The sequence below is a fragment of the Streptomyces sp. NPDC111802 genome (assembly GCF_055634335.1).
Genome location: NZ_JBVKCZ010000031.1, coordinates 50663 through 75584, shown reverse-complemented (window position 1 = coordinate 75584; position 24922 = coordinate 50663). Strand labels below are relative to the sequence as shown.

22 protein-coding genes and 1 pseudogene are annotated in these 24922 nt (G+C 72.0%); 18 read left to right on the top strand and 5 right to left on the bottom strand.

Features of this window, described 5'->3' with window-relative positions; all coding sequences use genetic code 11:
• Nucleotides 1-200 precede the first annotated feature (200 nt).
• The gene (locus ACZ7NC_RS30110; RefSeq protein WP_471492641.1) at nt 201-803 is read right to left on the bottom strand and encodes a nucleotidyltransferase family protein; all 603 of its coding nucleotides are present in this window, start codon (nt 801-803) and stop codon (nt 201-203) included.
• Between the two features lie 214 nt (nt 804-1017).
• Between ACZ7NC_RS30110 and ACZ7NC_RS30105 the strand changes: the two genes are divergently transcribed.
• A complete protein-coding gene (locus ACZ7NC_RS30105) occupies nt 1018-1305 on the top strand; it encodes a DUF5955 family protein (RefSeq protein ID WP_471492640.1) in 288 nt (95 codons plus the stop codon).
• Nucleotides 1306-1337: 32 nt separating this feature from the next.
• Here the strand turns inward: ACZ7NC_RS30105 and ACZ7NC_RS30100 are convergent, their stop codons facing one another.
• Nucleotides 1338-2135, bottom strand: coding sequence for an IclR family transcriptional regulator (locus ACZ7NC_RS30100; protein WP_471492639.1), 798 nt, complete (start codon nt 2133-2135; stop codon nt 1338-1340).
• Nucleotides 2136-2385: 250 nt separating this feature from the next.
• Here ACZ7NC_RS30100 and allB point away from each other — a divergent pair, with 250 nt between their 5' ends.
• Together allB and alc are read left to right on the top strand one after the other, a co-directional pair.
• Nucleotides 2386-3723 (top strand): allantoinase AllB, encoded by a 1338-nt coding sequence (gene allB, locus ACZ7NC_RS30095; protein WP_471492638.1) that lies wholly within the window; start codon nt 2386-2388, stop codon nt 3721-3723.
• Between the two features lie 29 nt (nt 3724-3752).
• Nucleotides 3753-4892, top strand: a complete 1140-nt coding sequence (gene alc, locus ACZ7NC_RS30090) for an allantoicase (RefSeq protein ID WP_471492689.1) — start codon at nt 3753-3755, stop codon at nt 4890-4892.
• A gap of 57 nt (nt 4893-4949) precedes the next feature.
• On the opposite strand, the gene ACZ7NC_RS30085 is transcribed toward alc, so the two are convergent.
• Complete coding sequence (locus ACZ7NC_RS30085; RefSeq protein WP_471492637.1) at nt 4950-5717, bottom strand: 3-oxoacyl-ACP reductase family protein; 768 nt, start codon at nt 5715-5717, stop codon at nt 4950-4952.
• A gap of 122 nt (nt 5718-5839) precedes the next feature.
• On the opposite strand from ACZ7NC_RS30085, the gene ACZ7NC_RS30080 reads away from it, so the two are divergent.
• The 3 genes from ACZ7NC_RS30080 to ACZ7NC_RS30070 all read left to right on the top strand — a co-directional run bounded on the left by ACZ7NC_RS30080 (nt 5840) and on the right by ACZ7NC_RS30070 (nt 7902).
• Nucleotides 5840-6646 (top strand): AIM24 family protein, encoded by an 807-nt coding sequence (locus ACZ7NC_RS30080; RefSeq protein WP_471492636.1) that lies wholly within the window; start codon nt 5840-5842, stop codon nt 6644-6646.
• Between the two features lie 89 nt (nt 6647-6735).
• On the top strand, nt 6736-7362 hold the full coding sequence (locus ACZ7NC_RS30075) for a dihydrofolate reductase family protein (RefSeq protein ID WP_471492635.1): 627 nt from the start codon (nt 6736-6738) through the stop codon (nt 7360-7362).
• 153 nt (nt 7363-7515) lie between these two features.
• The gene (locus ACZ7NC_RS30070) at nt 7516-7902 is read left to right on the top strand and encodes a guanyl-specific ribonuclease (protein WP_471492634.1); all 387 of its coding nucleotides are present in this window, start codon (nt 7516-7518) and stop codon (nt 7900-7902) included.
• A gap of 60 nt (nt 7903-7962) precedes the next feature.
• On the opposite strand, the gene ACZ7NC_RS30065 is transcribed toward ACZ7NC_RS30070, so the two are convergent.
• On the bottom strand, nt 7963-8163 hold the full coding sequence (locus ACZ7NC_RS30065; protein ID WP_471492633.1) for a hypothetical protein: 201 nt from the start codon (nt 8161-8163) through the stop codon (nt 7963-7965).
• Between the two features lie 179 nt (nt 8164-8342).
• Between ACZ7NC_RS30065 and ACZ7NC_RS30060 the strand changes: the two genes are divergently transcribed.
• The 5 genes and pseudogenes from ACZ7NC_RS30060 to ACZ7NC_RS30040 form a co-directional block, all read left to right on the top strand.
• The gene (locus tag ACZ7NC_RS30060) at nt 8343-9587 is read left to right on the top strand and encodes a sensor histidine kinase (protein WP_471492632.1); all 1245 of its coding nucleotides are present in this window, start codon (nt 8343-8345) and stop codon (nt 9585-9587) included.
• A gap of 82 nt (nt 9588-9669) precedes the next feature.
• Entirely contained in the window at nt 9670-10350 is a 681-nt protein-coding gene (locus ACZ7NC_RS30055; protein WP_471492631.1) for a response regulator transcription factor, read from the top strand.
• A gap of 44 nt (nt 10351-10394) precedes the next feature.
• Nucleotides 10395-11573, top strand: a complete 1179-nt coding sequence (locus ACZ7NC_RS30050; protein ID WP_471492630.1) for a cytochrome P450 family protein — start codon at nt 10395-10397, stop codon at nt 11571-11573.
• Nucleotides 11574-11599: 26 nt separating this feature from the next.
• Entirely contained in the window at nt 11600-11863 is a 264-nt protein-coding gene (locus ACZ7NC_RS30045) for a cytochrome P450 (protein ID WP_471492629.1), read from the top strand.
• Nucleotides 11842-12144: pseudogene (locus ACZ7NC_RS30040) on the top strand (cytochrome P450); the annotation flags it as partial. The gene ACZ7NC_RS30045 and the pseudogene ACZ7NC_RS30040, both read left to right, overlap by 22 nt.
• 34 nt (nt 12145-12178) lie before the next feature.
• On the opposite strand, the gene ACZ7NC_RS30035 reads toward ACZ7NC_RS30040, so the two are convergent.
• A complete protein-coding gene (locus ACZ7NC_RS30035) occupies nt 12179-13201 on the bottom strand; it encodes a Gfo/Idh/MocA family protein (protein ID WP_471492628.1) in 1023 nt (340 codons plus the stop codon).
• Nucleotides 13202-13330: 129 nt separating this feature from the next.
• Between ACZ7NC_RS30035 and ACZ7NC_RS30030 the strand changes: the two genes are divergently transcribed.
• From ACZ7NC_RS30030 to ACZ7NC_RS30000, 7 genes are all read left to right on the top strand, one after another.
• Nucleotides 13331-14068, top strand: coding sequence for a GntR family transcriptional regulator (locus ACZ7NC_RS30030; protein WP_471492688.1), 738 nt, complete (start codon nt 13331-13333; stop codon nt 14066-14068).
• A gap of 213 nt (nt 14069-14281) precedes the next feature.
• Nucleotides 14282-15430, top strand: coding sequence for an ROK family glucokinase (locus ACZ7NC_RS30025; protein ID WP_471492687.1), 1149 nt, complete (start codon nt 14282-14284; stop codon nt 15428-15430).
• On the top strand, nt 15427-16005 hold the full coding sequence (locus tag ACZ7NC_RS30020) for a sugar kinase (RefSeq protein WP_471492627.1): 579 nt from the start codon (nt 15427-15429) through the stop codon (nt 16003-16005). The genes ACZ7NC_RS30025 and ACZ7NC_RS30020 overlap by 4 nt, the downstream gene beginning before the upstream one ends.
• A 110-nt stretch (nt 16006-16115) precedes the next feature.
• Nucleotides 16116-18938, top strand: coding sequence for a DEAD/DEAH box helicase (locus tag ACZ7NC_RS30015; protein ID WP_471492626.1), 2823 nt, complete (start codon nt 16116-16118; stop codon nt 18936-18938).
• A gap of 455 nt (nt 18939-19393) precedes the next feature.
• Nucleotides 19394-21181 carry an SWIM zinc finger family protein gene (locus tag ACZ7NC_RS30010; RefSeq protein WP_471492686.1) on the top strand — a complete coding sequence of 596 codons (1788 nt, stop codon included), beginning with the start codon at nt 19394-19396 and terminating at the stop codon, nt 21179-21181.
• Between the two features lie 145 nt (nt 21182-21326).
• The gene (locus tag ACZ7NC_RS30005; RefSeq protein WP_471492625.1) at nt 21327-22349 is read left to right on the top strand and encodes a hypothetical protein; all 1023 of its coding nucleotides are present in this window, start codon (nt 21327-21329) and stop codon (nt 22347-22349) included.
• Nucleotides 22350-22765: 416 nt separating this feature from the next.
• Nucleotides 22766-24892 (top strand): hypothetical protein, encoded by a 2127-nt coding sequence (locus ACZ7NC_RS30000; RefSeq protein WP_471492624.1) that lies wholly within the window; start codon nt 22766-22768, stop codon nt 24890-24892.
• The last annotated feature ends 30 nt before the right edge of the window (nt 24893-24922 follow it).

Below are 24922 nucleotides of genomic sequence, written 5' to 3'. Positions count from 1 at the left end.
CTTCCTTCAGCGAGCTACGAAGACGAGCTGTCGAGCTTTGGCACCGGGTGCCAGTCTTCCCGGATACGTCGGACAACGCCCGTGGAGCGGACGGGCGCTTCTGATCAGTGGATACTAGTTTCCTCATGGTGGAAGTTCAATGGTTTGTTGATGTCGAGATTCTCTGAGTCGAGGCAAGGTGGCTCCGGGTGCCACCACCCTTACTCAAGGTGGGCGAGATCGGCCTCGGTGTCGATGTCGTACGGCTGCGCAACGTCCCCGCACTCGATGAGCCGGATCGCCTCCCGGTGCTCCTTCAGATAGGCGCGTGCCCCACGGTCACCGGTCGCGGTCGCCGCGATGCCGGCCCAGTGGGCGGCGCCGAAGAGCACGGGATGCCCGCGTACCCCGTCGTAGGCCGCCGAGACCAGCGACGACTCGTCCTCGTACGCGCCGAGCACCCGCGCGACCGCCTCCGGCCCGATGCCCGGCTGGTCGACGAGCGAGACCAGCGCCGCCCGCGCCCCCGTACCGGCGAGCGAATCGAGCCCGGCACGCAGCGAGGAACCCATCCCCTCGGCCCACTCCGGGTTCTCCACCAGCACACAGTCCCCGAGCTCCGCCTGCTCCCGTACGGCGGCGGCCCGCGCGCCCAGCACCACGTGGACGCGGGCACAGCCGGCCGCGCGCAGCACGCCGACGGCATGCTCCACGAGCGGTCGGCCACGGTGCCGCAGCAGTGCTTTCGGCCGTCCGCCGAGTCGTCGGCCACCGCCGGCCGCGAGGAGCAGACCGGCCACCGGGGAGGCTTCCATCTCAGTCATGCGTCCTGCATACCTGACACCCGCGCGAGCGCCCGACTTCCAACGACTGAATTTCCGTCCGCGTGGTGGCGCTTCGGCAACGGGTGGCGTTTACTGACCCGCGTCCCCGGCGCCCGAGCTACGCCAGGGGGTGCTCGGCTGGGGATGCGCGACTACTGGCGCACAACGGCGTGCGAGGGGGAGAGCTTTGTTGCGGAGCTTGAGGCAGAGGCCGGTGACGGGCAGCAGCGAGGACCCAAGGGTGGCGGAACTGCGGACGGCCGTGTCCCGTCTGCGCCGCGAACTCGCCGCGCATCCGGCCGAGTTCCCGGACCGGGGGATCGCCGAGGACGAACTCGCGGCGCTGGCCGCGATGGTGATCTCAGGAGCGCCGGAGACTCCCCGGCTGCGGAGGTCGCTGCTGGTGATCGCGGGGGCGATCGGGTCGGTGAGCGCGCTGTCCCCGGGACTCACGCAGGTGCGCGACGCGGTGGAGATGTTCGGGGAGCCGCCGCGCCGCTGACTCGCGGCCCGCGCTCGGACGCCGACGCCGATCTACGCCGTCGGGGTCGAGCTCGCCAGCGCCTCCGACAGCTCCACGGCCACCTGCTGGAGCACCGGCACGATCTTGTCGGTCGTCGCCTCGGTGACCCGGCCGGCCGGACCGGAGATCGAAATCGCCGCCGCGGTGGGGGAGTCGGGGACGGAAACGGCCAGGCAGCGCACCCCGACCTCCTGCTCGCTGTCGTCGACCGCGTAGCCGTTGCGCCGCACGTCCTCCAGCGCCGCGAGGAAGCCGTCCGCCGTGGTGATCGTCTTCTCCGTGGCGGCGGGCATCCCGGTACGGGACAGCAGGGCCCGCACCTCCTCCGGCGGGAACGAGGCGAGCAGCGCCTTGCCGACGCCGGTGGAGTGCGGCAGCACCCGTCGGCCGACCTCGGTGAACATGCGCATCGAGTGCTTGGACGGCACCTGGGCGACGTAGACGATCTCGTCGCCGTCGAGCAGGGCCATGTTCGCCGTCTCGCCGGTCTCCTCGACCAGCCGGGCGAGGTAGGGGCGGGCCCAGGTGCCGAGCAGCCGGGACGCGGACTCGCCGAGCCGGATCAGACGCGGGCCGAGGGCATAGCGGCGGTTGGGCTGCTGGCGGACGTATCCGCAGGCCACGAGCGTCCGCATGAGGCGGTGGATGGTGGGCAGCGGCAGCCCGCTGCTCGCGGACAGCTCGCTCAGGCCGACCTCGCCACCCGCGTCCGCCATCCGCTCCAGCAGATCGAAGGCGCGCTCGAGGGACTGGACCCCGCCGCCGTTGGGCTTGACGGACTCGGTGGCGCTGGCGCTGGACGTCGGCACGGCACGTTCCTTTCGGGACCGGTGGGAGGCCAGAAGCCTACCCGTCGGTCGGTTGACTCCCTGCTTGTACGTAGCTACGTTCTGCTTGCTGGAATTGTAATTCCGCTTTGTGGAAACGTCCAGAGAGTGTCGGACGGGTGCACTGTGGAGAAGTGTGCCCTTGACGGTGCCGGAACGGGAGACGAGACTCCTTCAACAGAACGTTGAATTCCGTGAGAGCGGAAGCAAGAGGCGGCAGAGAGGGGTCCGGGTGTCCGACGCTGAACTGGTGCTGCGCTCGACGCGCGTCATCACCCCGGAAGGGGCGCGGGCCGCCTCGGTCACCGTGTCCGCCGGCAAGATCACGGCCGTACTCGGGTACGACGCCGAAGTCCCGTCCGGCGCCCGGCTGGAGGACCTCGGCGACGACGTCCTGCTGCCCGGCCTGGTCGACACGCATGTGCACGTCAACGACCCGGGCCGCACCGAGTGGGAGGGCTTCTGGACCGCCACGCGCGCCGCGGCGGCCGGCGGCATCACCACCCTCGTCGACATGCCGCTCAACTCCCTCCCGCCGACGACGACGGTCGACAACCTCCGCACCAAGCAGCGGGTCGCCGCCGACAAGGCGCACATCGACGTCGGCTTCTGGGGCGGCGCCCTGCCCGACAACCTCAAGGACCTGCGCCCGCTGCACGAGGCCGGCGTCTTCGGCTTCAAGGCCTTCCTGTCGCCGTCCGGCGTGGACGAGTTCCCGCACCTGGACCAGGACCGGCTCGCCCGGTCCATGGCCGAGATCAGCTCCTTCGGCGGCCTGCTGATCGTGCACGCCGAGGACCCGCACCACCTCGAAGCCGCCCCGCAGCAGGGCGGCCCCAAGTACGCCGACTTCCTCGCCTCACGCCCGCGCGACGCGGAGGACACGGCCATCGCCCAGCTGATCGCCCAGGCGAAACGCCTCCACGCGCGCGTGCACGTACTGCACCTGTCGTCGAGTGACGCCCTGCCGCTGATCGCCGAGGCGAAGCGGGAAGGCGTACGGATCACCGTCGAGACCTGCCCGCACTATCTGACCCTCACCGCCGAGGAAGTCCCGGACGGTGCCAGCGAGTTCAAGTGCTGCCCGCCGATCCGCGAGTCCGCCAACCAGGACCTGCTCTGGCAGGCGCTGGCCGACGGCACGATCGACTGCGTGGTCACCGACCACTCGCCCTCCACGGCCGACCTGAAGACCGACGACTTCGCGACCGCCTGGGGCGGTATCTCCGGACTGCAGCTGAGTCTGGCGGCCGTATGGACGGAGGCGCGGGGGCGCGGACACGGCCTGGAGGACGTGGTCCGCTGGATGTCCGCGCGCACGGCGCAACTCGTGGGACTGGATCAGAAGGGCGCCATCGAGGCGGGCCGCGACGCCGACTTCGCCGTCCTCGCGCCCGACGCGACCTTCACCGTGGACCCGGCCGCGCTCCAGCACCGCAACCGTGTGACGGCGTACGCGGGCAAGACCCTGTACGGCGTCGTGAAGTCCACCTGGCTGCGCGGCGAACGCATCGTCGCGGACGGAGAGTTCACCGACCCGAAGGGGCGACTCCTCACCCGGACCAGCTGAATTCCACCCATCGATCTCGAAAGGCAGACCTGATCACCGTGACGGCGCAGCATCAATCCGGTTCGGCAGGATTCACCGGCGACGCGAACCCCTACGGCGGCGGCGACCCGTACGCGGACTACCGCACCGCCGACTTCCCGTTCACCCAGTACGCCAACCTCGCCGACCGCGGGCTGGGCGCCGGAGTCATCGCCGCCAACGACGAGTTCTTCGCCCAGCGCGAGAACCTGCTGGTGCCCGAGCGGGCCGAGTTCGACCCCGAGCACTTCGGGCACAAGGGCAAGATCATGGACGGCTGGGAGACCCGGCGGCGGCGCGGTGCCTCCGCCGAGCACCCGTGGCCGACGGCCGAGGACCACGACTGGGCGCTGGTGCGCCTCGGCGCGCCCGGCGTGATCCGCGGCATCGTCGTCGACACCGCCCACTTCCGCGGCAACTATCCGCAGGCGGTGTCCGTCGAGGGCACGTCGGTGCCGGGTTCGCCGTCCCCGCAGGAACTGCTCGGCGACGACGTGAAGTGGACGACGCTGGTCCCGCGCACGCCGGTCGGCGGCCACGCGGCGAACGGTTTCGCGGTCCTGGCCGAGCAGCGCTTCACCCACCTCCGGGTCAACCAGCACCCCGACGGCGGCATAGCGCGCCTGCGCGTGTACGGCGAGGTCATACCCGACCCGACATGGCTTGAGGTCCTCGGCACCTTCGACGTGGTCGCCCTGGAGAACGGCGGCCGGGCCGAGGACGCCTCCAACCTCTTCTACTCGCCCGCCACCAACACCATCCAGCCGGGCCGCTCCCGCAAGATGGACGACGGCTGGGAGACCCGCCGGCGCCGCGACCAGGGCAACGACTGGATCCGCTACCGGCTGGTGGCGCAGTCCCAGATCCGGGCGATCGAGATCGACACCGCGTATCTGAAGGGCAACAGCGCGGGCTGGGCCTCGGTGTCGGTGAAGGACGGCGAGAGAGGGGACTGGACGGAGATCCTCCCGCGCACCCGCCTGCAGCCCGACACCAACCACCGCTTCGTCCTGCCGGCCCCCGCCGTCGGCACGCACGCGCGCGTGGACATCTTCCCGGACGGCGGCATCTCCCGACTCCGCCTGCACGGCTCGCTCACGGAGCAGGGCGCGGCGGTCCTGGCGGCGCGGCACCAGGAGCTGGGCGGCTGAACCCGCGGGGCGCACCGGCCGGACAGCAGCACCAGTGCGCCCCGCGTCCGCGTCACCTCACGCCGCGTGCCCGCCGTCCACCGCGAACTCGGTCCCGGTGACGTACTGCGCCCCGGCCAGATACGCCACCATCGACGCCACCTCGTCCGCCCTGCCGAAGCGGCCCAGCGCGGTCATCTCCGCCTGGCCGGACGCATACGGGCCGTTCGCCGGGTTCATGTCCGTGTCGATGGGACCGGGGTGCACGATGTTCGCCGTGATCCCGCGCGGGCCCAGCTCGCGGGCCAGGGCCTTCGTCAGGCCGATCAGGGCCGACTTGCTGGTCGCGTAGAGCGTCCCGCCGGGGCCCGGCACGCGCTGGGCCATGCAGCTGCCGATCGTGATGATCCTGCCGCCGGTGCCCATGCGCACGGCCGCCGCCCGGGAGGCCAGGAAGACGCCCCGGACGTTCACGGCGAGGACCCGGTCCACGTCGGCGAGCGCGAGGCCCTCCAGCGGCCCCAGCACGCCGATTCCGGCGTTGTTGACCAGCACGTCCAAACCGCCGAGCGCGTCCGCCGTACGCTCCACCGCGCCCTCGGCCTCGTCCGCGTCACCGGAGTCCGCCCGCAGGGCCACGGCCCGCCGCCCCAGCGCCTCGACGGCCCGTACGACCTCCTCGGCCGCCTCCTTGCCGTTCACGTACGTCACGGCGACGTCCGCGCCCTCCCGCGCGAGCCGCACCGCCGTGGCCGCGCCGATGCCGCGGCTGCCGCCGGTGACCAGGGCGACCTTGCCGTGCAGGGTTCCGTGAGTGCCTGTCGTGGGTTCGTAAGTGGTTGTCATGGATCCATCCCAGCGCCGCGCGGGAGGAAGCGCTGGCGGCGAACGGACACCTAGCTGGTGAACGGACACCTAGGTGGCGGAGCAAGCGGAACTCTTTGCTCCGGATCTGTCGTTCACCTCATGTGACCCTTCAGCAAGAGATCGTCGGCAACGCCATGCAGATGGCGGTCGTCAGCCTCCAGCCCGGTCGGACGGTGTACTGCGAGGCGGGAAAGTTCCTGTTCAAGACCACGAACGTCGCCATGGAGACGCGGCTGACCGGCCCCTCCGGCGGCGGTCAGCAGCCACCGGGCGGCGGCATGGGCGGCATGCTGCGCCAGGCCATGGGCACCGCCATGCAGGTCGGCCAGCGCGTCCTCGCGGGCGAGTCGATGGCGTTCCAATACTTCACCGCCCAGGGCGGCGAGGGCACCGTCGGCTTCGCGGGCGTGCTGCCCGGTGAGATGCGGGCGCTGGAGCTCGACGGCACGCGCGCGTGGTTCGCCGAGAAGGACGCCTTCGTCGCCGCCGAGTCCACCGTCGACTTCGGCATCGCCTTCCAGGGCGGCCGGACCGGCATGAAGGGCGGCGAGGGCTTCGTCCTGGAGAAGTTCACCGGGCGCGGCACGCTGATCATCGCCGGCGCGGGCAACTTCATCGACCTCGACCCGGCCGACTTCGGCGGCCGTATCGAGGTCGACACCGGCTGCGTCGTCGCCTTCGAGGAGGGCATCCGGTACGGCGTCCAGCGCGTGGGCGGCCTCAACCGCCAGGGCATGATGAACGCCGTCTTCGGCGGCGAGGGCCTGTCCCTGGCCACCCTGGAGGGCAGCGGCCGCGTCATCCTGCAGTCCCTCACGATCGAGAGCCTCGCCAACGCGCTGAAGAAGGCCCAGGGCGGCGACAAGCAGGGCCCGACGGGCGGTCTGTTCTCGACGAACGCGGGATGAGGCGGCACCCGGCCCACCGATGAGTTGCGGGTGCCGGTGGGGTCTGAGGTGATGACAGCAGACCCCACCCCGGAAAAGAGGCACTCCTCATGGGCAAGCTCGTTTCCACCCTCTTCGTCACGCTCGACGGTGTCTACCAGGCGCCCGGCGGCAAGGAGGAGGACACCCGCGGCGGCTTCGAGCAGGGCGGCTGGGTCTTTCCGTACGCCGACGACGACTTCGGCCAGTTCATCAACGAGGTCTTCGCACGCCCGGCCGCCTTCCTCCTCGGACGCCGTACGTACGACATCTTCGCCTCGTTCTGGCCCAAGGTGACCGATCCCGCCGACCCGGTCGCCTCCAGGCTCAACGCACTGCCGAAGTACGTCCCCTCCGCCACCCTGACCGACCCCCGGTGGGCCGGCACCACCGTGCTCGGCGGCGATCTCGCCAAGGAGGTCACCGCCCTCAAGGAGCGCACCGACGGCGAGCTCCAGGTGCACGGCAGTGGCGCCCTGGTCAGGTCACTGCTGGCCCTCGGCCTCGTCGACACCCTGCACCTGCTGACCTTCCCGGTCGTGCTCGGCGCGGGTCACCGCCTCTTCACGGAGGGGGCCCCGCCCACCCGGTTCACGCTCACCGGCGGTCGCAGCACGAGTCGCGGCGTCGCCATCAACTCCTATGACCTCGCGGGCCGTCCGGAGTACGGCACGTTCGGGCTCCCCGAGGGCGCGTGAGAGTCCGTCCGCGGCGTTCTCGGCCGACCTGATGGAGATCGGGTGAGAACGCCGGGACGCAACGTTAACTTCCCGAAAACTCATCGGACTTGAAGGGAAATTCTCTCGTCTTGACATTGACATGCCACTGTCTACGCGCGTCATCATGAAGCCATGAGATTCCCCCCACGAATCACCCGCATCGGCGCGGCAGCCGCAGTCCTGTCCGCCCTTCTCGTCGGCGGCACCGTCACCGCCACTCCGGCCGCGGCCGCGGTGGGCAGCATCTGCTACAGCGGCCTGCCCTCCCAGGCGTACGACACGCTCGAACTCATCGAGCAGGGCGGTCCCTACCCCTATGAGCAGGACGGCACCGTCTTCCAGAACCGTGAGGGCGTCCTGCCGAGCCAGTCGTCCGGGTACTACCACGAGTACACGGTCAAGACGCCTGGTTCCTCCACGCGCGGAGCTCGCCGGATCGTCACCGGTGAGAGGAGCCAGGAGGACTACTACACGGCCGACCACTACGAGTCGTTCGACCTGATCAACTACGGCTGCTGAACCCGCCGACCACGGTCGACGCCGAGGAACGGTGCGACCAGCCGGGAGTCCGGTCCGCGTTCAGCCGGACTTCCGGCTCTCGGCGGCGGCGAACAGCGCGACCGCCAGCGCGAGCAGGGCGACGCTCGCGTAGATCTCGAAGCCGTCGAGGAAACCGATCCGCTGTACGAGACCCCAGTCCCAATCGGTGAACTCGTGCACCAGACCGGCGACGCCCTGCACCAGGGCGATGAATCCGAGGATCTCCAGCAACTGCTTCATGCCATGACTCTCGCCCCGCGGTACCCCCCACGCCAACAGGCCGCGGGGCGAGCCATGGCCGACGGAAGTCCACGTTCCGGGCGGCCCGCCGCGACCGAAGTCGCCGTCGGCGCGACTTTGGTCGCTGAGCCCGCCCGAAGAGGCGCGCCGGGAGCCCGCGCTGCGTAGATTTGTCGACCGTGAGTGGTGACAAGCAGGTGTACGCGCCGCAGGCGTTCGCCGGGCGACGCTGGCTGCTGCCCTCGGCCCTGATCAAGGAGTTCGACCTCGACCCGGACCGCTCCGGGCGACCCCGGCGCACCGCGCGCGACTGGGCGGTCGACTTCTCCTGCTTCCTGCTGGCCGTGATCATCGGTCTGCTGGCCGCGGACACGATGGAGCAGGAGAACCTTCCCGAGGCCTACGCCGCCTTCGACCAGGTGCTGGGCGCGCTCGCCTGCGCCGCGGTGTGGCTGCGCCGCCGCTGGCCGGTCGGGTTCGCCGTCGTGATGGTCCCGGTGGCCCTCGTGTCGAGCACCGCGGGCGGCGCGAGCCTGGTCGCCCTGTTCACCCTCGCCGTGCACCGGCCCTTCCGGTACGTCGCCTGGGTGGCCGGGACGTACGCGGTGCTGAACCCGGTGTACTACCTGTGGCGCCCCGAGCCCGACATGTCGTACGGCTGGTCGGTCGTCCTGGCCTCGCTGCTGACCGTCGCCGTGGTCGGCTGGGGCATGCTCGCACGGTCCAAGCGGCAGCTCATGCTCAGCCTGCGCGACAGCGCCCGGCGTGCCGAGAACGAGGCACGGCTGCGGGCCGAGCAGGCGCAGCGGCTGGCCCGGGAGGCCATCGCCCGCGAGATGCACGACGTCCTCGCCCACCGGCTGACTCTGCTCAGCGTGCACGCGGGCGCCCTGGAGTTCCGGCCCGACGCGCCCCGCGAGGAGGTTCAGCGGGCGGCCGGCGTGATCCGGGAGAGCGCCCACGAGGCCCTCCAGGACCTGCGGGAGATCATCGGCGTGCTGCGGGCCGACGAGCCCGACGACACCGGCCGCCCGCAGCCGACCCTCGCGGCGCTGGAGGCACTGGTCGCCGAGTCCCGCGAGGCCGGCATGAAGGTCACCCTCGACCAACGCGTCACCGACCCCGCCTCCGTGCCCGCCTCCGTAGGCCGCACCGCCTACCGCATCGCCCAGGAGGGCCTGACCAACGCCCGCAAGCACGCCCCCGGCACGGAAGTGACCGTCACCGTGACCGGAGCGCCGGGCGAGGGCCTGTCCGTGGCGGTCCGCAACCCCGCCCCCGAGGGCCCCGTCCCGCACGTACCCGGCTCCGGGCAGGGCCTGATCGGCCTGACCGAGCGGGCGACGCTGACGGGCGGTCTGCTGGAACACGGGGCAACGGGCGACGGCGGGTTCGAGGTGCGGGGCCGGCTGCCGTGGGGATGACGCCGGCCGCCGCGCTCCGCCTGCCGGGCACTCCACACGATCCGGCACCTGAACGCCGTACAACCGTGATTACGTAAGCCCCATGACTGCGATCAGACTCCTCCTCGTCGACGACGACCCGTTGGTCAGGGCGGGCCTGTCCTTCATGCTGGGCGGCGCCGACGACATCGAGATCGTCGGCGAGGCGGCCGACGGCGCCGAGGTCGAGGCAGTGGTCGACCGCACCCGGCCGGACGTGGTCCTGATGGACATCCGGATGCCGTCCGTGGACGGCCTCACCGCCACGGAGCGGCTGCGCGGCAGGAAGGACGCCCCGCAGGTCGTGCTGCTGACCACCTTTCACGCCGACGACCAGGTGCTGCGCGCGCTGCGCGCGGGCGCCGCCGGGTTCGTGCTCAAGGACACCCCGCCCGCCGAGATCGTCGCCGCCGTGCGCCGGGTCGCGGCCGGTGACCCGGTCCTGTCGCCCACCGTCACACGCCAGTTGATGGACCACGCGGCCGGTGCCGCCGCCGACACCCGCCGCACGCGCGCGCGTGAGCGGCTCGCCGACCTCAACGACCGGGAACGCGAGGTGGCCGTCGGGGTGGGCCGAGGTCTGTCCAACGCCGAGATCGCCGCGACGCTCTTCATGAGCGTCGCCACCGTCAAGACCCACGTCTCCCGCGTCCTGGCCAAGCTCGACCTCAACAACCGTGTACAGATCGCCCTGTTGGCGTACGACGCGGGGCTCCTGGAGGAACTCGACGACGGCGGGCACTAGTCGGGACGCCCGTGCGTTGTCGGTGTGGCGGGAGGGGGAGTGTCATGGCCGAAGTGATCGATTTGGGGGAGTTCGGAGACGGGTTCCGGGTGAACCCGCATCCTGTGTACGCGCGCCTGCGCGAGCAGGGTCCGGTCCACCGGGTTCTGCTGCCCGACTGGCAGTCCGAGGTCTGGCTCGTCGTCGGGCATGAGGAGGCACGCGCGGCGCTCGCCGATCAGCGGCTCTCCAAGGACGGCGCCAAGATCGGCCTGAAGTCGCTGGAGGAGGCGATGATCGGGAAAAACCTGCTGGCCACCGATCCGCCCCAGCACACCCGACTGCGCGGACTCATCTCGCGCGCTTTCACCATGCGCCGCGTGGAAGAGCTGCGGCCGAGGATCCAGCAGATCACCGACGAGCTGCTCGACGCCATGCTGCCGCGGGGCCGCGCCGACCTCGTGGAGTCGCTCGCCTACCCCCTGCCGCTCACCGTCATCTGCGAGCTGCTCGGAGTACCCGAGATGGACCGCTCGGAGTTTCGCAGGACGTCGACGGAGGCGATCGCGCCGACCGGTCCGGGCAATGAGGTCGACGCCTTCACCCGCCTCGGCGCGTACTTCACCGACCTGATCGAGGACAAGAGGTGCGCCGGGCCCACCGGCGACCTGCTGAGCGACCTGATCCGCACCACGGCCGAGGACGGCGACCGGCTCTCCCCGGACGAACTGCGGGGCATGGCCTTCATCCTGCTGATCGCCGGCCACGAGACGACGGTCAACCTCATCACCAGCGGCGTCCACGCCCTGCTCACCCACCCGGATCAACTCGCCGCCCTGCGCGCGAACATGACCCTCCTGGACGGCGCCGTCGAGGAGATGCTGCGCCACGAGGGGCCGGTGGAGACGGCGACGTTCCGGTATGCCGCCGAGCCCTTGCGGATCGCAGGCACCCACATCGAGCAGGGCGAGGCGGTGATGGTCGGCCTCACGGCGGCCAACCGGGACGCCGGCCGCTATGCCGCTCCCGACGCCTTCGACATCCGCCGGGACAGCCGGGGTCATCTCGCGTTCGGTCACGGTATCCATTACTGCCTGGGTGCTCCCTTGGCGCGCTTGGAGGCTCGTACGGCGCTGCGTTCCCTGCTGGAGCGCGCGCCGGGTCTGGCGCTGGACGGGCCGCCGGGGGAGTGGTTGCCGGGGATGCTGATACGGGGCATGCGGAGCCTGCCGGTGCGCTGGTAGCCGCAGGAGTGCCGACGGTCCCGCGTATGCGCCCTTCGGCGGTCAACCGGGACGCCGGCCGCTATGCCGCTCCCGGCGCCTTCGACATCCGCCGGGACAGCCGGGGTCATCTCGCGTTCGGTCACGGTATCCACTACTGCCTGGGTGCTCCCTTGGCTCGTCTGGAGGCCCGTACGGCGCTGCGTTCCTTGTTGGAGCGTGCGCCGGGTCTGGCGTTGGACGGGCCGCCGGGGGAGTGGTTGCCGGGGATGCTGATACGGGGGATGCGGAGCCTGCCGGTGCGCTGGTAGCCGCAGGAGTGCCGCGTATGCGCCCTTCGGCGGTCAACCGGGACGCCGGCCGCTATGCCGCTCCCGGCGCCTTCGACATCCGCCGGGACAGCCGGGGTCATCTCGCGTTCGGTCACGGTATCCACTACTGCCTGGGTGCTCCCTTGGCGCGCTTGGAGGCCCGTACGGCGCTGCGGTCCCTGCTGGAGCGCGCGCCGGGTCTGGCGCTGGACGGGCCGCCGGGGGAGTGGTTGCCGGGGATGCTGATACGGGGGATGCGGAGCCTGCCGGTGCGCTGGTAGCCGCAGGAGTGCCGACGTCCCGGGTGTGCCCCGTTCAGAGCGCCGCGGCCCGGGGCCCGCCGGGAAGCTCGCCCAGTGCGACTGGTCTTCGTTCACGTCTCGACAGCTCGCAGGCCTCCGAGATCCGCAGCGCCTGCAGGGCCTCCCGCCCGTCGCAGGGGTTGGCCCGCTCGCCGCGCACGACCTCCACGAACGCGTTCAGCTCCGCCTCGTACGCGGGCGCGAAGCGCTCCAGGAACCCGCCCCACGGCTTGTCCGCCGCGGGCGGCCCGGTCGGCTCGGTGGACGCGATCGGCGTGCGGTCGTCCAGGCCGACCACGATCTGGTCCAGCTCCCCGGCCAGCTCCATGCGCACGTCGTATCCGGCGCCGTTCAGCCGGGTCGCCGTGGCGGTGGCGAGCGTGCCGTCGTCCAGCGTGAGCACCACCGCCGCGGTGTCCACGTCGCCCGCCTCACGGAACATCGCGGGCCCGGCGTCCGACCCGGCCGCGTACACGTCGACGACCTCGCGCCCGGTCACCCAGCGCAGCGCGTCGAAGTCGTGGATCAGGGTGTCCCGGAACAGCCCGCCGGACAGTGGCAGCCAGGCGACCGGCGGAGGTGCCTGGTCGCTGCTCAGCGCCCGCACGGTGTGCAGCCGCCCGAGCCGACCGGACCGCACCGCCTCACGCGCGCCCACGTAGCCCGCGTCGAAACGCCGCTGGAACCCCATCTGGAGAATCGTCCCGGCGGTCTCCACCTCCCCGATCGCGTGCAAGGTGCCCGGCAGATCGAGGGCTATGGGCTTCTCGCAGAAGACCGGGAGCCCGGACCGTGCCGCCCGGCCGATCAGTTCGGCGTGGGCCGAGGTCGCGGTGGTGATCACCACCGCGTCCACACCCCACCTGAAGATCTCGTCCACCCCGGGCGCCGCCGTCTCGCCCAGCCGGTGTGCCAGCTCCTGGGCGCGTGTGGCGTCCGCGTCCGTGAGGATCAGCGAGCCGACCTCGCGGTGGCGGCTGAGCGTGTTCGCGTGGATCGTGCCGATGCGGCCCGTACCGATGACACCGATGCGCATGGAAACAAAGTGCGGGTTCAGTGCCTACGATGTCAATGTAAATGTCCGGACAATCAAACTACACGACTTCCCGTCAACAACGCGTAGAGCTACAGTCGGCCCGTGCCGAAACCAGAAGTGGACCCGACCGTGGAACTCGAGCTCAGCGTGGACCGGAGCAGTCCGGTGCCCTTGTACTTCCAGCTGTCCCAACAGCTCGAGGCCGCGATCGAGCACGGAGCGCTCACGCCCGGCAGCCTGCTGGGCAACGAGATCGAACTCGCCGCCCGCCTGGGCCTGTCCCGGCCGACGGTCCGCCAGGCGATCCAGTCCCTGGTCGACAAGGGCCTGCTGGTGCGCCGCCGGGGCGTCGGGACACAGGTCGTGCACAGCCAGGTCAAACGCCCGCTGGAACTCAGCAGCCTCTACGACGACCTGGAGTCGGCCGGCCAGCGCCCGGCGACCAGAGTGATCGTCAACACCCTCGTCCCGGCGTCCGCCGAGGTCGCGGCCGCGCTCGGGGTCGCCGAGGACAGCGACGTGCACCGGATCGAGCGGCTGCGCCTCGCGCACGGCGAGCCGATGGCGTACCTGTGCAACTTCCTGCCGCCAGGGCTGCTCGGCCTCGACACCGCGCAGCTGGAGGCCACCGGCCTCTACCGGCTGATGCGCTCCGCCGGCATCACCCTGCACAGCGCCCGCCAGACCATCGGCGCCCGCGCCGCCACCGCCGCCGAGGCCGAACGCCTCGCCGAGGAGGAGGGTGCCCCCCTGCTCACGATGCAGCGCGTGACGTTCGACGACACGGGCCGGGCGGTGGAGTACGGCACGCACACCTATCGCCCGTCGCGGTACTCGTTCGAGTTCCAGCTGCTCGTACGGTCATGAACGCCCGCCCGCACACCCCTGGCCAGGCGAAATAGACCGCTCGGTACGTTGCAATGTCAGGACAATGCAACGTCCCTTCACCGCAACGCCCCGCAAGGCGCGCGGGGAACCGCGCGACCAGCCGCAAACCGCCCGCAGACGGCGTACGTCATGAACCACCCCATTGTTTCCCTGTACGGCACCCGTCTCGGCGGTGAGGCAGAATCGTCCCTGATGAGCACCTACCGCGACTTCACCGCCCCGATCGGCTCCCGCCGAGCCCCCGTTCTCCGGACGGTGGGCCCCAGAGAGCGCCGCTCACACCTGTCGGCGCCCCGTGTCCCCACCGTGGGCATCGACATCGGCGGCACCAAGGTGATGGCGGGCGTCGTGGACGCCGACGGCAACATCCTGGAGAAGCTCCGCACGGAGACCCCGGACAAGTCCAAGAGCCCCAGGGTCGTCGAGGACACGATCGTCGAGCTGGTCCTGGACCTGTCCGACCGCCACGACGTCCACGCCGTCGGCATCGGCGCGGCCGGCTGGGTCGACGCCGACCGCAACCGCGTCCTGTTCGCACCCCACCTGTCCTGGCGCAACGAGCCCCTGCGCGACCGCATCGCGGGCCGCCTCGCCGTGCCCGTCCTGGTCGACAACGACGCCAACACGGCCGCCTGGGCCGAGTGGCGCTTCGGCGCCGGCCGCGGCGAGGACCACCTCGTCATGATCACGCTGGGCACCGGCATCGGCGGCGCGATCCTGGAGGACGGTCAGGTCAAGCGCGGCAAGTACGGCGTCGCCGGCGAGTTCGGCCATATGCAGGTCGTGCCCGGCGGTCACCGCTGCCCGTGCGGCAACCGCGGCTGCTGGGAGCAGTACAGCTCCGGCAACGCGCTGGTGCGGGAGGCCAAGGAGCTGGCCGTCGCCGACTCCCCGGTGGCGTACGGGATCATCGAGCACGTCAAGGGACAGATCGGCGACATCACCGGCCCGATGATCACCGAGCTGGCGCGCGACGGCGACGCGATGTGCATCGAACTGCTCCAGGACATCGGCCAGTGGCTCGGCGTCGGCATCGCCAACCTCGCGGCCGCCCTTGACCCGTCCTGCTTTGTGATCGGCGGCGGTGTGTCGGCCGCCGACGACCTGCTGATCGGCCCCGCGCGGGACGCCTTCAAGCGCCATCTCACCGGCCGCGGCTACCGCCCCGAGGCCCGCATCACGCGCGCGCAGCTCGGCCCCGAGGCCGGCATGGTCGGCGCCGCCGACCTGGCCCGTCTGGTCGCCCGCCGCTTCCGCCGCGCCAACCGGCGCCGGGTGGAGCGGTACGAACGCTACGCGCGGTTCGCCGAGGCCCGTCGAGCATCGCAGGGGTCCGCGTGACCATGTCCGTACCCCATCAGGCCGACTCTCCGCACGAGCCGCAGCCGGCCGAGGACCGTCGCCACATGATCCGGCGCAGGACGCTCACCCTGCTCATCATCGTGCTGCTCATCGGCGTCCCCGCAGGCTATCTCGTCATCTCCGCCAACCAGAGCCGCGACAGCGGCAAGGACAAGGAGGAGAAGTACTCGGCGACCGGCCTGAGCGAGGGCTGGCCGTCGAGGGTCCAGCGGCGCATCTACCAGATCCCGATCCCGGTGCCGTCGTACAAGGTCGCGTACTACGAGACCAACAACTGGAAGACCAGCCGTCTCTACGTCCAGTTCGAGACGAACAGCGACAACCTGGACGCCTATCTCAAGGCCATGGGCGCCGACCGGGACGACCTGGAGCAGGACGACATCACCATCAACGCCCGCGACCGGAAGGTCACCGGCTGGGACTTCACCGGCCCGGGCCCGTGGTACGGCTTCGTCCACAAGCAGAAGAACCCGGCGCCCACCAAGGACGTCGTCGTGAACATGTCCGATCCGGACCATCCGTTCGTGTACGTCGTCTCGCGCACGGTCCCTTGATCAGCCCGTGAGGGGCCGGCCCCGCACCGGCCGCCGGGGCCGATTGTCAGACCCCGCCCGTAGAGTCGAAGACGGTTGATCCGACTCGAGGGCGGGAGGTGACAGGACGTATGAGCGACAGGGCCGCGGTGGTCGAGCGTGCGGGGGAGGCCGTCCCCGTCCGGCTCGCGGCTGTCTTCCTGCCCGCGCCCCTCCCGCGTGAGGGGCGGGTGGCCTTCTGGGACCCGGAGGGCGGACCGCTGCCCGCCGAGGACACCGAGCTCACTGTCGTACGACCCCATGGAGCCGGCGTCCGCCGCAGGACCGCCCCCGCCCTGTCCCTGCCGCTCGGTGCGGCGCTGCCCCTGCTCGTGCGGGCCCGGCGGGACCCGGCCGCCCATCCCGCCACCGCCTGCTGGGGCGCGGCCGCGCTGCACGCCCTGCGGCTCACCGCGCGCGGCCGGCTGCTGCCCGGTCTGACCCCCACCGGCCACGACGCCTGGCGGGCCGGCCCCCTCGACCCGGACGACATCGCGCACCTGCGCGCGGTCGCCGCGGCCCTGCCCTACGAGGGCCACGCCGTCCCGCTGCCCGGCTCGGGCCCGCTCCGGCTGCCCGAGCCGGAGGCGCTGATGCGTGCCTTCCTGGACGCGGTCGCCGACACCCTGCCCCGCACGCCCGCCGCCCCGCACGCCTCGGGAAAGCCCTTCGCGGCGCGCGAGGCCCAGCACCTGCCCGGCGCCCACGACTGGGCGGCCGAGGTCGCCGCCGGCATGGACGCGGGCGTGCGGATCTCGCTCCGGCTGGACCTGGCGGCGTACGACCTCTTCGACGACCGCGACGAGGGCGTCCGCAGCGCGGGCGCGGCGATCGTCCAGGTGCACAGCCTCGCCGACCCCACCCTGGTGGCCGACGCGGCCGCCCTGTGGTCGGGCGAGGCGGACGCGGCGTTCGGGCCACGCGCGCGGGTGGACGCGGCGCTGGCGGTGCGGCGCGCGGCCCGGGTGTGGGCGCCGCTCGACCGGCTCGCCGAGCAGGACGTCCCCGATGTACTGGCGCTGTCCGACGAGGAGTTGGGCGACCTGCTCGGGGTGGCCGCGACCCGGCTCGCGGCGGCCGGGGTGGCGGTGCACTGGCCCCGGGACCTGGCGCAGGACCTCAGCGCGGCGGCGGTCGTACGCCCCGCGCCGGGCTCGGCGACCGACGGCACGGGCTTCTTCGAGAGTGAGGAACTGCTCCAGTTCCGCTGGCAGTTGGCGATCGGCGGCGACCCGCTCACCGAGGCCGAGATGGACGCGCTCGCCGAGGCGCACCGCCCGGTCGTCCGGCTGCGCGACAGCTGGGTGCTGGTCGACCCGGCCCTCGTCCGCAAGGCCCGCAAGCGCGAACTGGGCCTGCTCGACCCGGTCGACGCCCTGTCCGTCGCGCTCACCGGCAGCGCGGAGGTCGACGGCGAGCCGGTCGAGGCGGTACCGGTCGGCGCCCTGGCCGCGCTGCGGGACCGCCTGACGGCGGGCGTACGACCGGCGGAGCCGCCGCCGGGACTGCGGGCGACCCTGCGGGACTACCAACTCCGGGGCCTGGGCTGGCTGGAACTCATGACGTCCCTGGGCCTCGGCGGCTGCCTGGCCGACGACATGGGACTGGGCAAGACGATCACGGTCATCGCACTGCACCTGAAGCGCGCCCGGACGGCCCCGACCCTGGTGGTCTGCCCGGCGTCGCTGCTCGGCAACTGGCAGCGGGAGATCACCCGTTTCGCACCCGGCGTCCCCGTCCGCCGCTTCCACGGCCCGGAGCGCACCCTGGACGACCTGGACGGCGGTTTCGTCCTGACCACGTACGGCACCATGCGCTCGACGGCACCGACCCTCGCCCAGCACACCTGGGGCATGGTCGTCGCCGACGAGGCACAGCACGTCAAGAACCCGTACTCGGCGACGGCGAAGGCCCTGCGCACGATCCCGACGCCCGCCCGCGTGGCGCTGACCGGCACACCGGTGGAGAACAACCTCTCCGAGCTGTGGGCCCTGCTCGACTGGACGACGCCGGGTCTGCTCGGCCCACTGAAGTCCTTCCGCGCCCGGCACGCGCGCGCGGTGGAGAACGGCGAGGACGCGGAGGCGGTCGCGCGGCTGGCCCGTCTGGTGCGGCCCTTCCTCCTGCGCCGCAAGAAGTCCGACCCCGGCATCGTCCCGGAACTGCCGCCCAAGACCGAGACCGACCACCCGGTCCCGCTCACCCGTGAACAGGCCTCGCTCTACGAGGCGGTGGTGCGTGAGTCGATGTACGCCATCGAGACGGCGGAGGGCATGGCGCGCCGGGGCCTGGTGCTGAAGCTGCTCACCTCCCTGAAGCAGATCTGCGACCACCCGGCGCTGTACCTGAAGGAGGAGGCAGCGGCGACGACCGAGCGACTGGCCGTCCGCTCGGGCAAGCTGACGCTGCTGGACGAACTGCTGGACACCTTGCTGGCCGAGGACGGTTCGGCACTGGTCTTCACCCAGTACGTGGGCATGGCCCGTCTGATCGCCGCCCATCTCGCCGGCCGGGCGGTCCCGGTGGACCTGCTCCACGGCGGCACGCCGGTGCCGGAGCGCGAACGCATGGTGGACCGCTTCCAGAGCGGCGCGACCCCGGTACTGGTCCTGTCCCTGAAGGCGGCGGGCACCGGTCTGAACCTGACCCGCGCGGGCCATGTCGTCCACTTCGACCGCTGGTGGAACCCGGCCGTCGAGGAACAGGCCACCGACCGCGCCTACCGCATCGGCCAGACCCAGCCGGTCCAGGTCCACCGCCTGATCACCGAGGGCACCGTGGAGGACCGCATCGCGGAGATGCTCGAATCCAAGAGGGCCCTGGCCGACGCGATCCTCGGCTCCGGCGAGTCGGCCCTCACGGAACTGACGGACCGTGAGCTGTCCGACCTTGTGTCGCTGAGGAGGGAGTCGTGACGGGGGCGGAGGAGCGCGGGAGTGCGGCCCGGGGCGAGGGCGAGGCATGCGCCGAGGAGCGGGAGGTGCCGCAGGGCACGGCGTCGGCGGACGAGCCGAGCCGACCGGGCGAGCCCGAGCCCCGACCGGCCGACGTGGCACGCCGGGCGCTGCGGGCTGCTCGGGAGCGGCGGGAGGGCATGCCGGCGAGAGACGTCGGTGGTGGTTCGGCGGCAGCAGGGCAGTACGCGGAGCAGGAGACGTCCGCGGGCGAGGAGTCGGTCGCGGATGAGGGGGACCGCTGGCGAGCCCGGCCGGGCGATGCTGCCCGTGCGGCACTGCGGCCTTCCCGGGAGCGGGGCGGGGCGATCGGGGACGCTGCCGAGGGCGCCGATGCGCCGGAGGGGGACCGTGAGGTGGGGCGGTCCGGGGCACCTCGCGGATTCGGCACACGCACGGACGCGGACAGCTCAGCCATGGAGGCGGGCTCCGGCTCCGCAGCGCCCGAGCCCGAGCCCGCGTCCGGCCGACCAGGGGCACGTCCTGGGGATGTCGCGCGTGAAGCATTGCGCGCTGCGATGGAGGAGCGGCGACGGGCCGAGTCGGAGGAACCCGACCGGGGGGCGACTCCGGGCGCACGGCGGTCGCGTCGGCCCGCGGCGGCGACTGATTCCGGTGACCGACAGGACGCGGGCGCCGACGCCGCCGGCCGGCGTGCCCGTGACGTACGGAACCTGCTCGCCGGTGCCTTCCGGATGCCGTCCTCGGACTCGCCCCGTGGGGATGACCGGAGGCCGGCCGGTCCGGAAGCAGCCCGGCGAAGCGGACCCACGGCACTCGACCCCGCCTCGCCCTCAACTCCGTCTTCCCGCACACCTTCCACCGAGACCACCCCGCACCACCCCGCACCACCCACGGACCCCGACGCCGCCCCTGACGCCGCCCCCGACACCCCCGCTCCCTCCCCGGCTCCCGCTCCACCCCAGGTCCCCCGCTCCATGGCCGCCCCCGCGCGAGACGGCGAACTCCGCCGTACGTTCCCCGCGTTCGCGCCTCGCCCGGCCGCCGACACCAGCTTCGCCGAGAGTTGGTGGGGCAACGCCTGGGTGTCGGCCCTGGAAGAGGGCGCCCTGGACGCCAAGCGGCTCGCCCGCGGACGCGGATACGCGCAGGAGGGGCACGTCGACGCCATCACCGTGACGCCGGGGCTGGTGCTGGCGTATGTGCGGGGGAGCCGGCCACGGCCGTACCGCGTGCAGGTGCGGCTGCGGACACTGGACGACGCCGACTGGGCGCGGTTCCTGGATGCCGTCGCCGAGCGGCCGGGGCACATCGCGGCGCTGCTGGACAAGGAGATGCCGCGGTCCCTGGCCGAGTGCGGGGTGCCGCTGCTGCCGGGAGCGGGCGATCTGGACCCCCGTTGCAGTTGCCCCGACCGGGGCCACCCCTGCAAACACGCGGCAGCGCTCTGCTACCAGACCGCACGTCTGCTGGACGCCGACCCCTTCGTCCTGCTCCTGTTGCGCGGCCGTGGCGAACGCGAGTTGCTGGACGCGCTGTCCCGCCTCAGCGCCGCCCGCGCGGCCCGCGCCGCGCAGGAACAGGAACCGGCGCCCCTGGCGGGCGTACGGGCCTCGGAAGCGCTGGCTCCGGAGCGCCGGCTCCCGCCCCTCCCGGCCCCGTTGCCCCTGCCCCCGCACCCCGAGCAGCCGCCGGTCTACCCGGCCGCCCCGGGCGGCCCGGACCCCTTCGCGCTGGACCAGTTGGCCACGGACGCGGCCGCCCGGGCGCACGCCCTCCTCGGCACCGGCCGCGACCCGGTCGCCGAACTGACACTGTGGCAGGACGCCGTTCGGCTCGCGGCCGCCCGCCCCGGTTCCGGCCTCACGGCCACCACCCGTGCCCTGTACTCGTCCCTGGCCTCCGCCGCGGACCGCACCCCGGCCGACCTGGCCCGCGCGGTCGCCGCCTGGCGGCAGGGCGGCTTCGAAGGGCTCGCCGTCCTCGAAGAACCCTGGGACCCGCCGGCCGGCCGCTTCGACCGAGCCCGCCCCCTCCTCCTCGCCGCCGACCTCCCCGCCTTCCGCCCTTGGCGCAACCGCCTCACCCACCCCCGCGGTCATGTCCAGCTCCGCCTCGGCCGCGACGGCCTGTGGTACCCGTACGAATCGGAACCGGGGCACGACGACTGGTGGCCGCGCGGCACCCCCGATCTCGACCCGGTCGGCGCCCTCACCGGTCTGGGCACGGCGCCGGAGAGTTGATGGAACCCAGCAGCCCGGGCTCGATCCGACCCCTCCCGCACGATCACGACGGTGACCGTCGCCCGCGCCCCAGGAGCAACTACACTGCCGCGGTGTCGCCGTGCGACACGCAGCAACTGGCCGGAAACGAACGGTGGGAGAGGCCATGGCAACGGGGGGATGGGGTCCTGGACCCGGCTCGGGGCAACCGGGTGGCCACGGGCCGGGCGGTCAGGGCTGGGGCGCCCCGTACGGGCCGACACCCACCGCCCCCAACGGCCCTCACGGGCCCCATGCCGGCGGCAACCCCTACGGACCGCCCGCGCCGAACCCGTACCCGAATCAGAACCCCTACCCGAACCCGAACCCGAATCCGTACCCCTACGGCCCACCGCCCGGCGCGCCCGTTCCCGCGGCGCGCCGTCGCAGCTGTCTGTGGTACTTCTCCCCGTTCTTCCTCGCGGTCGTCATCATCCGCTCCGCACACCGCGTCGCCACGAGGCTCTTCGTGCACCGGAGCGGGGACCGGATCGTGGACCGCACGGTGGACCGCGTCCAGGTGGCCCGCACGGTGCTCGGTGCGCTGGCCACCCTCGCGCTGATCCTCGTCTACGGCGTGGAGAAGGACCGCTGGAACGACGCGGCGGAGGCGGGCTTCGCCAACGCGATCGTCACGCCGATCCTGCTGATCTGCACCGGGCCGCTGGTCATCCTCGGGTTCATCCTCTACGCGCCCCCGCACCGGAGGCCCCAGCTGCGTTCCCGGCTGCACGCCCCGCTCAAGGCGGTCGGCTGGTATCTGCTGAGCCTGGTCGTCCTCGCCGCGACCATCTACCTCGCGGGCGGTACCGGGCTCAAGGACAACCTGCACGGCTGGCAGGTGGTGCCGCTCGCGCTGATCGTGCTCGTCGCCATCATCTGGGGTCTGCCGTTCCTCTTCCTGGCGTCGCTGTACTCGGCCCGCAGCGCCTTCAACACCGCCCATGTCCACCCGATGCTGCCGCCCGTGGTCACCGGCGTACTGGTGTGGGTGCTCGCCGTCTTCAACCTGATCGACAGCGGTATGCCGCAGGGCCCGCCGGTGGCCCAGTTCTGCTCCGTGCTGGGCGGACCGCTGTCGGTGACCGCGGTCTCGGCATGGGAGATGTGGCGGCTGCGCACCCGGTTCGGGGTCACCGTCCGAGGCTGAGCCGGGCGGCGAGCATGCCGTTTTCCACCGGCGTCGTCCCGGTGAGATGACCTGAAACCGGCCCGCGGCGGACCGCCCGACCGGTCTATACCAGTGGCAGTCGCACGGGCGGGGCTCAGCGGGCCGCGGCGGCGGTACTGGCCCTTCCACCTGGGAGGAGAGCCCGAAGCCGCCCCGGAGCGAGTGCGTGATCCACCGTCGAGCACACGGTCCAGCCGGAGTGAGTGGGTGCGTCGCCCCTGCGGTTTTCCGTCAGGTTCCCCAGCAAGAGCACGAAAGCTCCACAGATACCTCACTATTTGACGCGACGGATGCGTCGACGACCGGTCTCTGAGGGGGGATCCGGCGTCACGCGTGGGGGTGCGTCCGCTCTGCGGAGCAGTACTCACCCCTGCCCGGGGAGGGGAAAGCACCGCATGAAGCGGACCTTACGTACCACCCTGCTCACGACGGGTGCGCTGATAGCCGCCTTCGGCCTACCGGCCGCACAGGCAGCGGCCGCGCCGCCGGCCCGCATCGACCTGCGGGTGCTCGTCGTCGACGACGGCGGTCCGGCCACCGACGCCATCGCCGCCGAGCTGGACACAGCGGGAACGCCGTACACGGAGATCGACCTCACCAGGACCGACCGTCCCGTGATCGACGCCGACTACCTCGCGGACACCGTGGACGGCCGGGAACGCGCCAAGTTCCAGGCGGTCGTCCTGCCCAACGACAACCCGTTCCCGGCGAACTCGCCCGAGATGGCCGCGCTGGTGGCGTACGAGAAGGCCTACGACATCCCGCAGGTCGACGCGTACACCTACGCCCGCCCCGAGGCCGGGCTCCAGTACCCGGTCCACGGCGGCTACTCCGGCAGCGTCGACGGGGTGCAGGCCCAGGTGACGGACGCCGGGCGAGCGGGTCCGTTCGACTACCTCGACGGGCCGGTGCCGTTCGAGGACAACTCGCCCACCATCGGGGAGAGTTACGCCTTCCTGTCGACGCCGATGGCGGGTGCCGACTTCACTCCATACGTGCAGGCGCCGATCCCGGGCACGGCGCAGCAGGGCTCGCTGGTGGGGGAGTACCGGCACGACGGACGGCGCGAACTCGTCGTCACGTTCGTCTACAACCAGTACCAGCGGCAGTTCCGGCAGCTGTCCCGCGGCATCGTCGAGTGGATGACCGGCGGGGTGCACCTCGGCGCATCCCGCAACTACTTCGCCGTGCACGTCGACGACGTGTTCGCGGCCGACGACCGCTGGAACTCCACCCTCAACTGCACACCCGGTGACGTGGACTGCACCGACCCAGACGTCCCGCCCGACCCGATCAGGATGACCGCCGGGGACGTCGACCGGGCCGTCGCCTGGGAGCGCGAGCGAGGCTTCACCCTCGACCTCGCCTACAACGGCGCCGGCAGCGTCGACCACCGCGAGGACAACAACGGAGCCGACCCGCTCGCCGACCGGCTCCTGGCCGAACGGGCCGAGTTCCGCTGGATCAACCACACCTACACACACGCCTTCCTCGGCTGCCAGCAGGACACCACGGTGCTGCCCTGGCGCTGCGCCACCAACGCCGACGGCAGCACCAAGTGGGTCAGCCGCACCGATGTCGCCGACGAGATCGCCCGCAACACCGTGTGGGGGCAGTCGGCCGGACTGCCGCTGCACAACGACGAGTTGGTGACCGGCGAGCACTCCGGGCTGCGGGTGCTGCCGCAGCAGACGGCCGACAACCCCAACCTGGCGCTCGCCCTCGCCGACACCGGCACCACCTGGCTCGCCTCGGACAACTCCCGTGAGCCCGCCCAGCGTCAGGTCGGCCCCGCCACCACGATCCCGCGCTATCCCATGAACATCTTCTACAACGCGGGCCGGGCGGCCGAGCAGGTCGACGAGTACAACTGGATCTACACCAGCCGCGCGCAGGGCGGCAGCGGCATCTGCGAGGACAACCCGGCCACCACGACCTGTCTGCCCGAGCCGCTCGACACGGCGACCGGCTACCCGCAGCACATCGTGCCCCTGGAACGGCAGATCGCCCTCGGCCACGTCCTCGGCAACGACCCCAAGCCGCACTTCATCCACCAGTCCAACCTGGCCGAGGACCGGATCGCCTACCCGGTCCTGGACGGTGTGCTCGACACCTACGACACGCTGTTCGCGCAGAACACGCCGGTGGTCAACCTGAGAATGAAGGACATCGGCAACGAGCTGAAGCGGCGCGCCTCGTGGCGGACCGCCGTGGCCGACGGGCAGGTCACCGCGTACCGGATCGGTGACACCGTCACCGTCGAGAGCCCCGCCGGTGTCGACGTCCCCGCCACGATGCCCGAGGGCACCACGCGGGCCGGCTCCGCCTTCGGCGACGCGTACGCGGGCGAACGGTCCGGGTGGACCACGCTGGCCGCCACGCCGCTCACCCTCACCCTGCCGCAGTCCGCGGCATCCTCCACGGCCGCCGGCCCGAGCGGTTCCACGCCGGCCACCGACCCGGCACCGGACGCCCGCGTGCCCGAGGGCGTGGCCGAGCCCGTCTCTCCCGCGGGGAGCTGACCGGGCGCACCGGCAGCGAGGTCCCGGCCG

What these genes read in the sequence shown, in the direction of transcription:
- ACZ7NC_RS30085 (WP_471492637.1), bottom strand. Translation starts at nt 5,717, where the DNA reads ATGACAACCACTTACGAACCCACGACAGGCACTCACGGAACCCTGCAC.
- ACZ7NC_RS30005 (WP_471492625.1), top strand. Translation starts at nt 21,327, where the DNA reads ATGGCAACGGGGGGATGGGGTCCTGGACCCGGCTCGGGGCAACCGGGT.
- ACZ7NC_RS30015 (WP_471492626.1), top strand. Translation starts at nt 16,116, where the DNA reads ATGAGCGACAGGGCCGCGGTGGTCGAGCGTGCGGGGGAGGCCGTCCCC.
- ACZ7NC_RS30045 (WP_471492629.1), top strand. Translation starts at nt 11,600, where the DNA reads ATGCGCCCTTCGGCGGTCAACCGGGACGCCGGCCGCTATGCCGCTCCC.
- ACZ7NC_RS30065 (WP_471492633.1), bottom strand. Translation starts at nt 8,163, where the DNA reads ATGAAGCAGTTGCTGGAGATCCTCGGATTCATCGCCCTGGTGCAGGGC.
- ACZ7NC_RS30055 (WP_471492631.1), top strand. Translation starts at nt 9,670, where the DNA reads ATGACTGCGATCAGACTCCTCCTCGTCGACGACGACCCGTTGGTCAGG.
- ACZ7NC_RS30010 (WP_471492686.1), top strand. Translation starts at nt 19,394, where the DNA reads ATGGAGGCGGGCTCCGGCTCCGCAGCGCCCGAGCCCGAGCCCGCGTCC.
- ACZ7NC_RS30075 (WP_471492635.1), top strand. Translation starts at nt 6,736, where the DNA reads ATGGGCAAGCTCGTTTCCACCCTCTTCGTCACGCTCGACGGTGTCTAC.
- ACZ7NC_RS30000 (WP_471492624.1), top strand. Translation starts at nt 22,766, where the DNA reads ATGAAGCGGACCTTACGTACCACCCTGCTCACGACGGGTGCGCTGATA.
- ACZ7NC_RS30050 (WP_471492630.1), top strand. Translation starts at nt 10,395, where the DNA reads ATGGCCGAAGTGATCGATTTGGGGGAGTTCGGAGACGGGTTCCGGGTG.
- ACZ7NC_RS30025 (WP_471492687.1), top strand. Translation starts at nt 14,282, where the DNA reads ATGAGCACCTACCGCGACTTCACCGCCCCGATCGGCTCCCGCCGAGCC.
- ACZ7NC_RS30035 (WP_471492628.1), bottom strand. Translation starts at nt 13,201, where the DNA reads ATGCGCATCGGTGTCATCGGTACGGGCCGCATCGGCACGATCCACGCG.
- ACZ7NC_RS30110 (WP_471492641.1), bottom strand. Translation starts at nt 803, where the DNA reads ATGACTGAGATGGAAGCCTCCCCGGTGGCCGGTCTGCTCCTCGCGGCC.
- ACZ7NC_RS30070 (WP_471492634.1), top strand. Translation starts at nt 7,516, where the DNA reads ATGAGATTCCCCCCACGAATCACCCGCATCGGCGCGGCAGCCGCAGTC.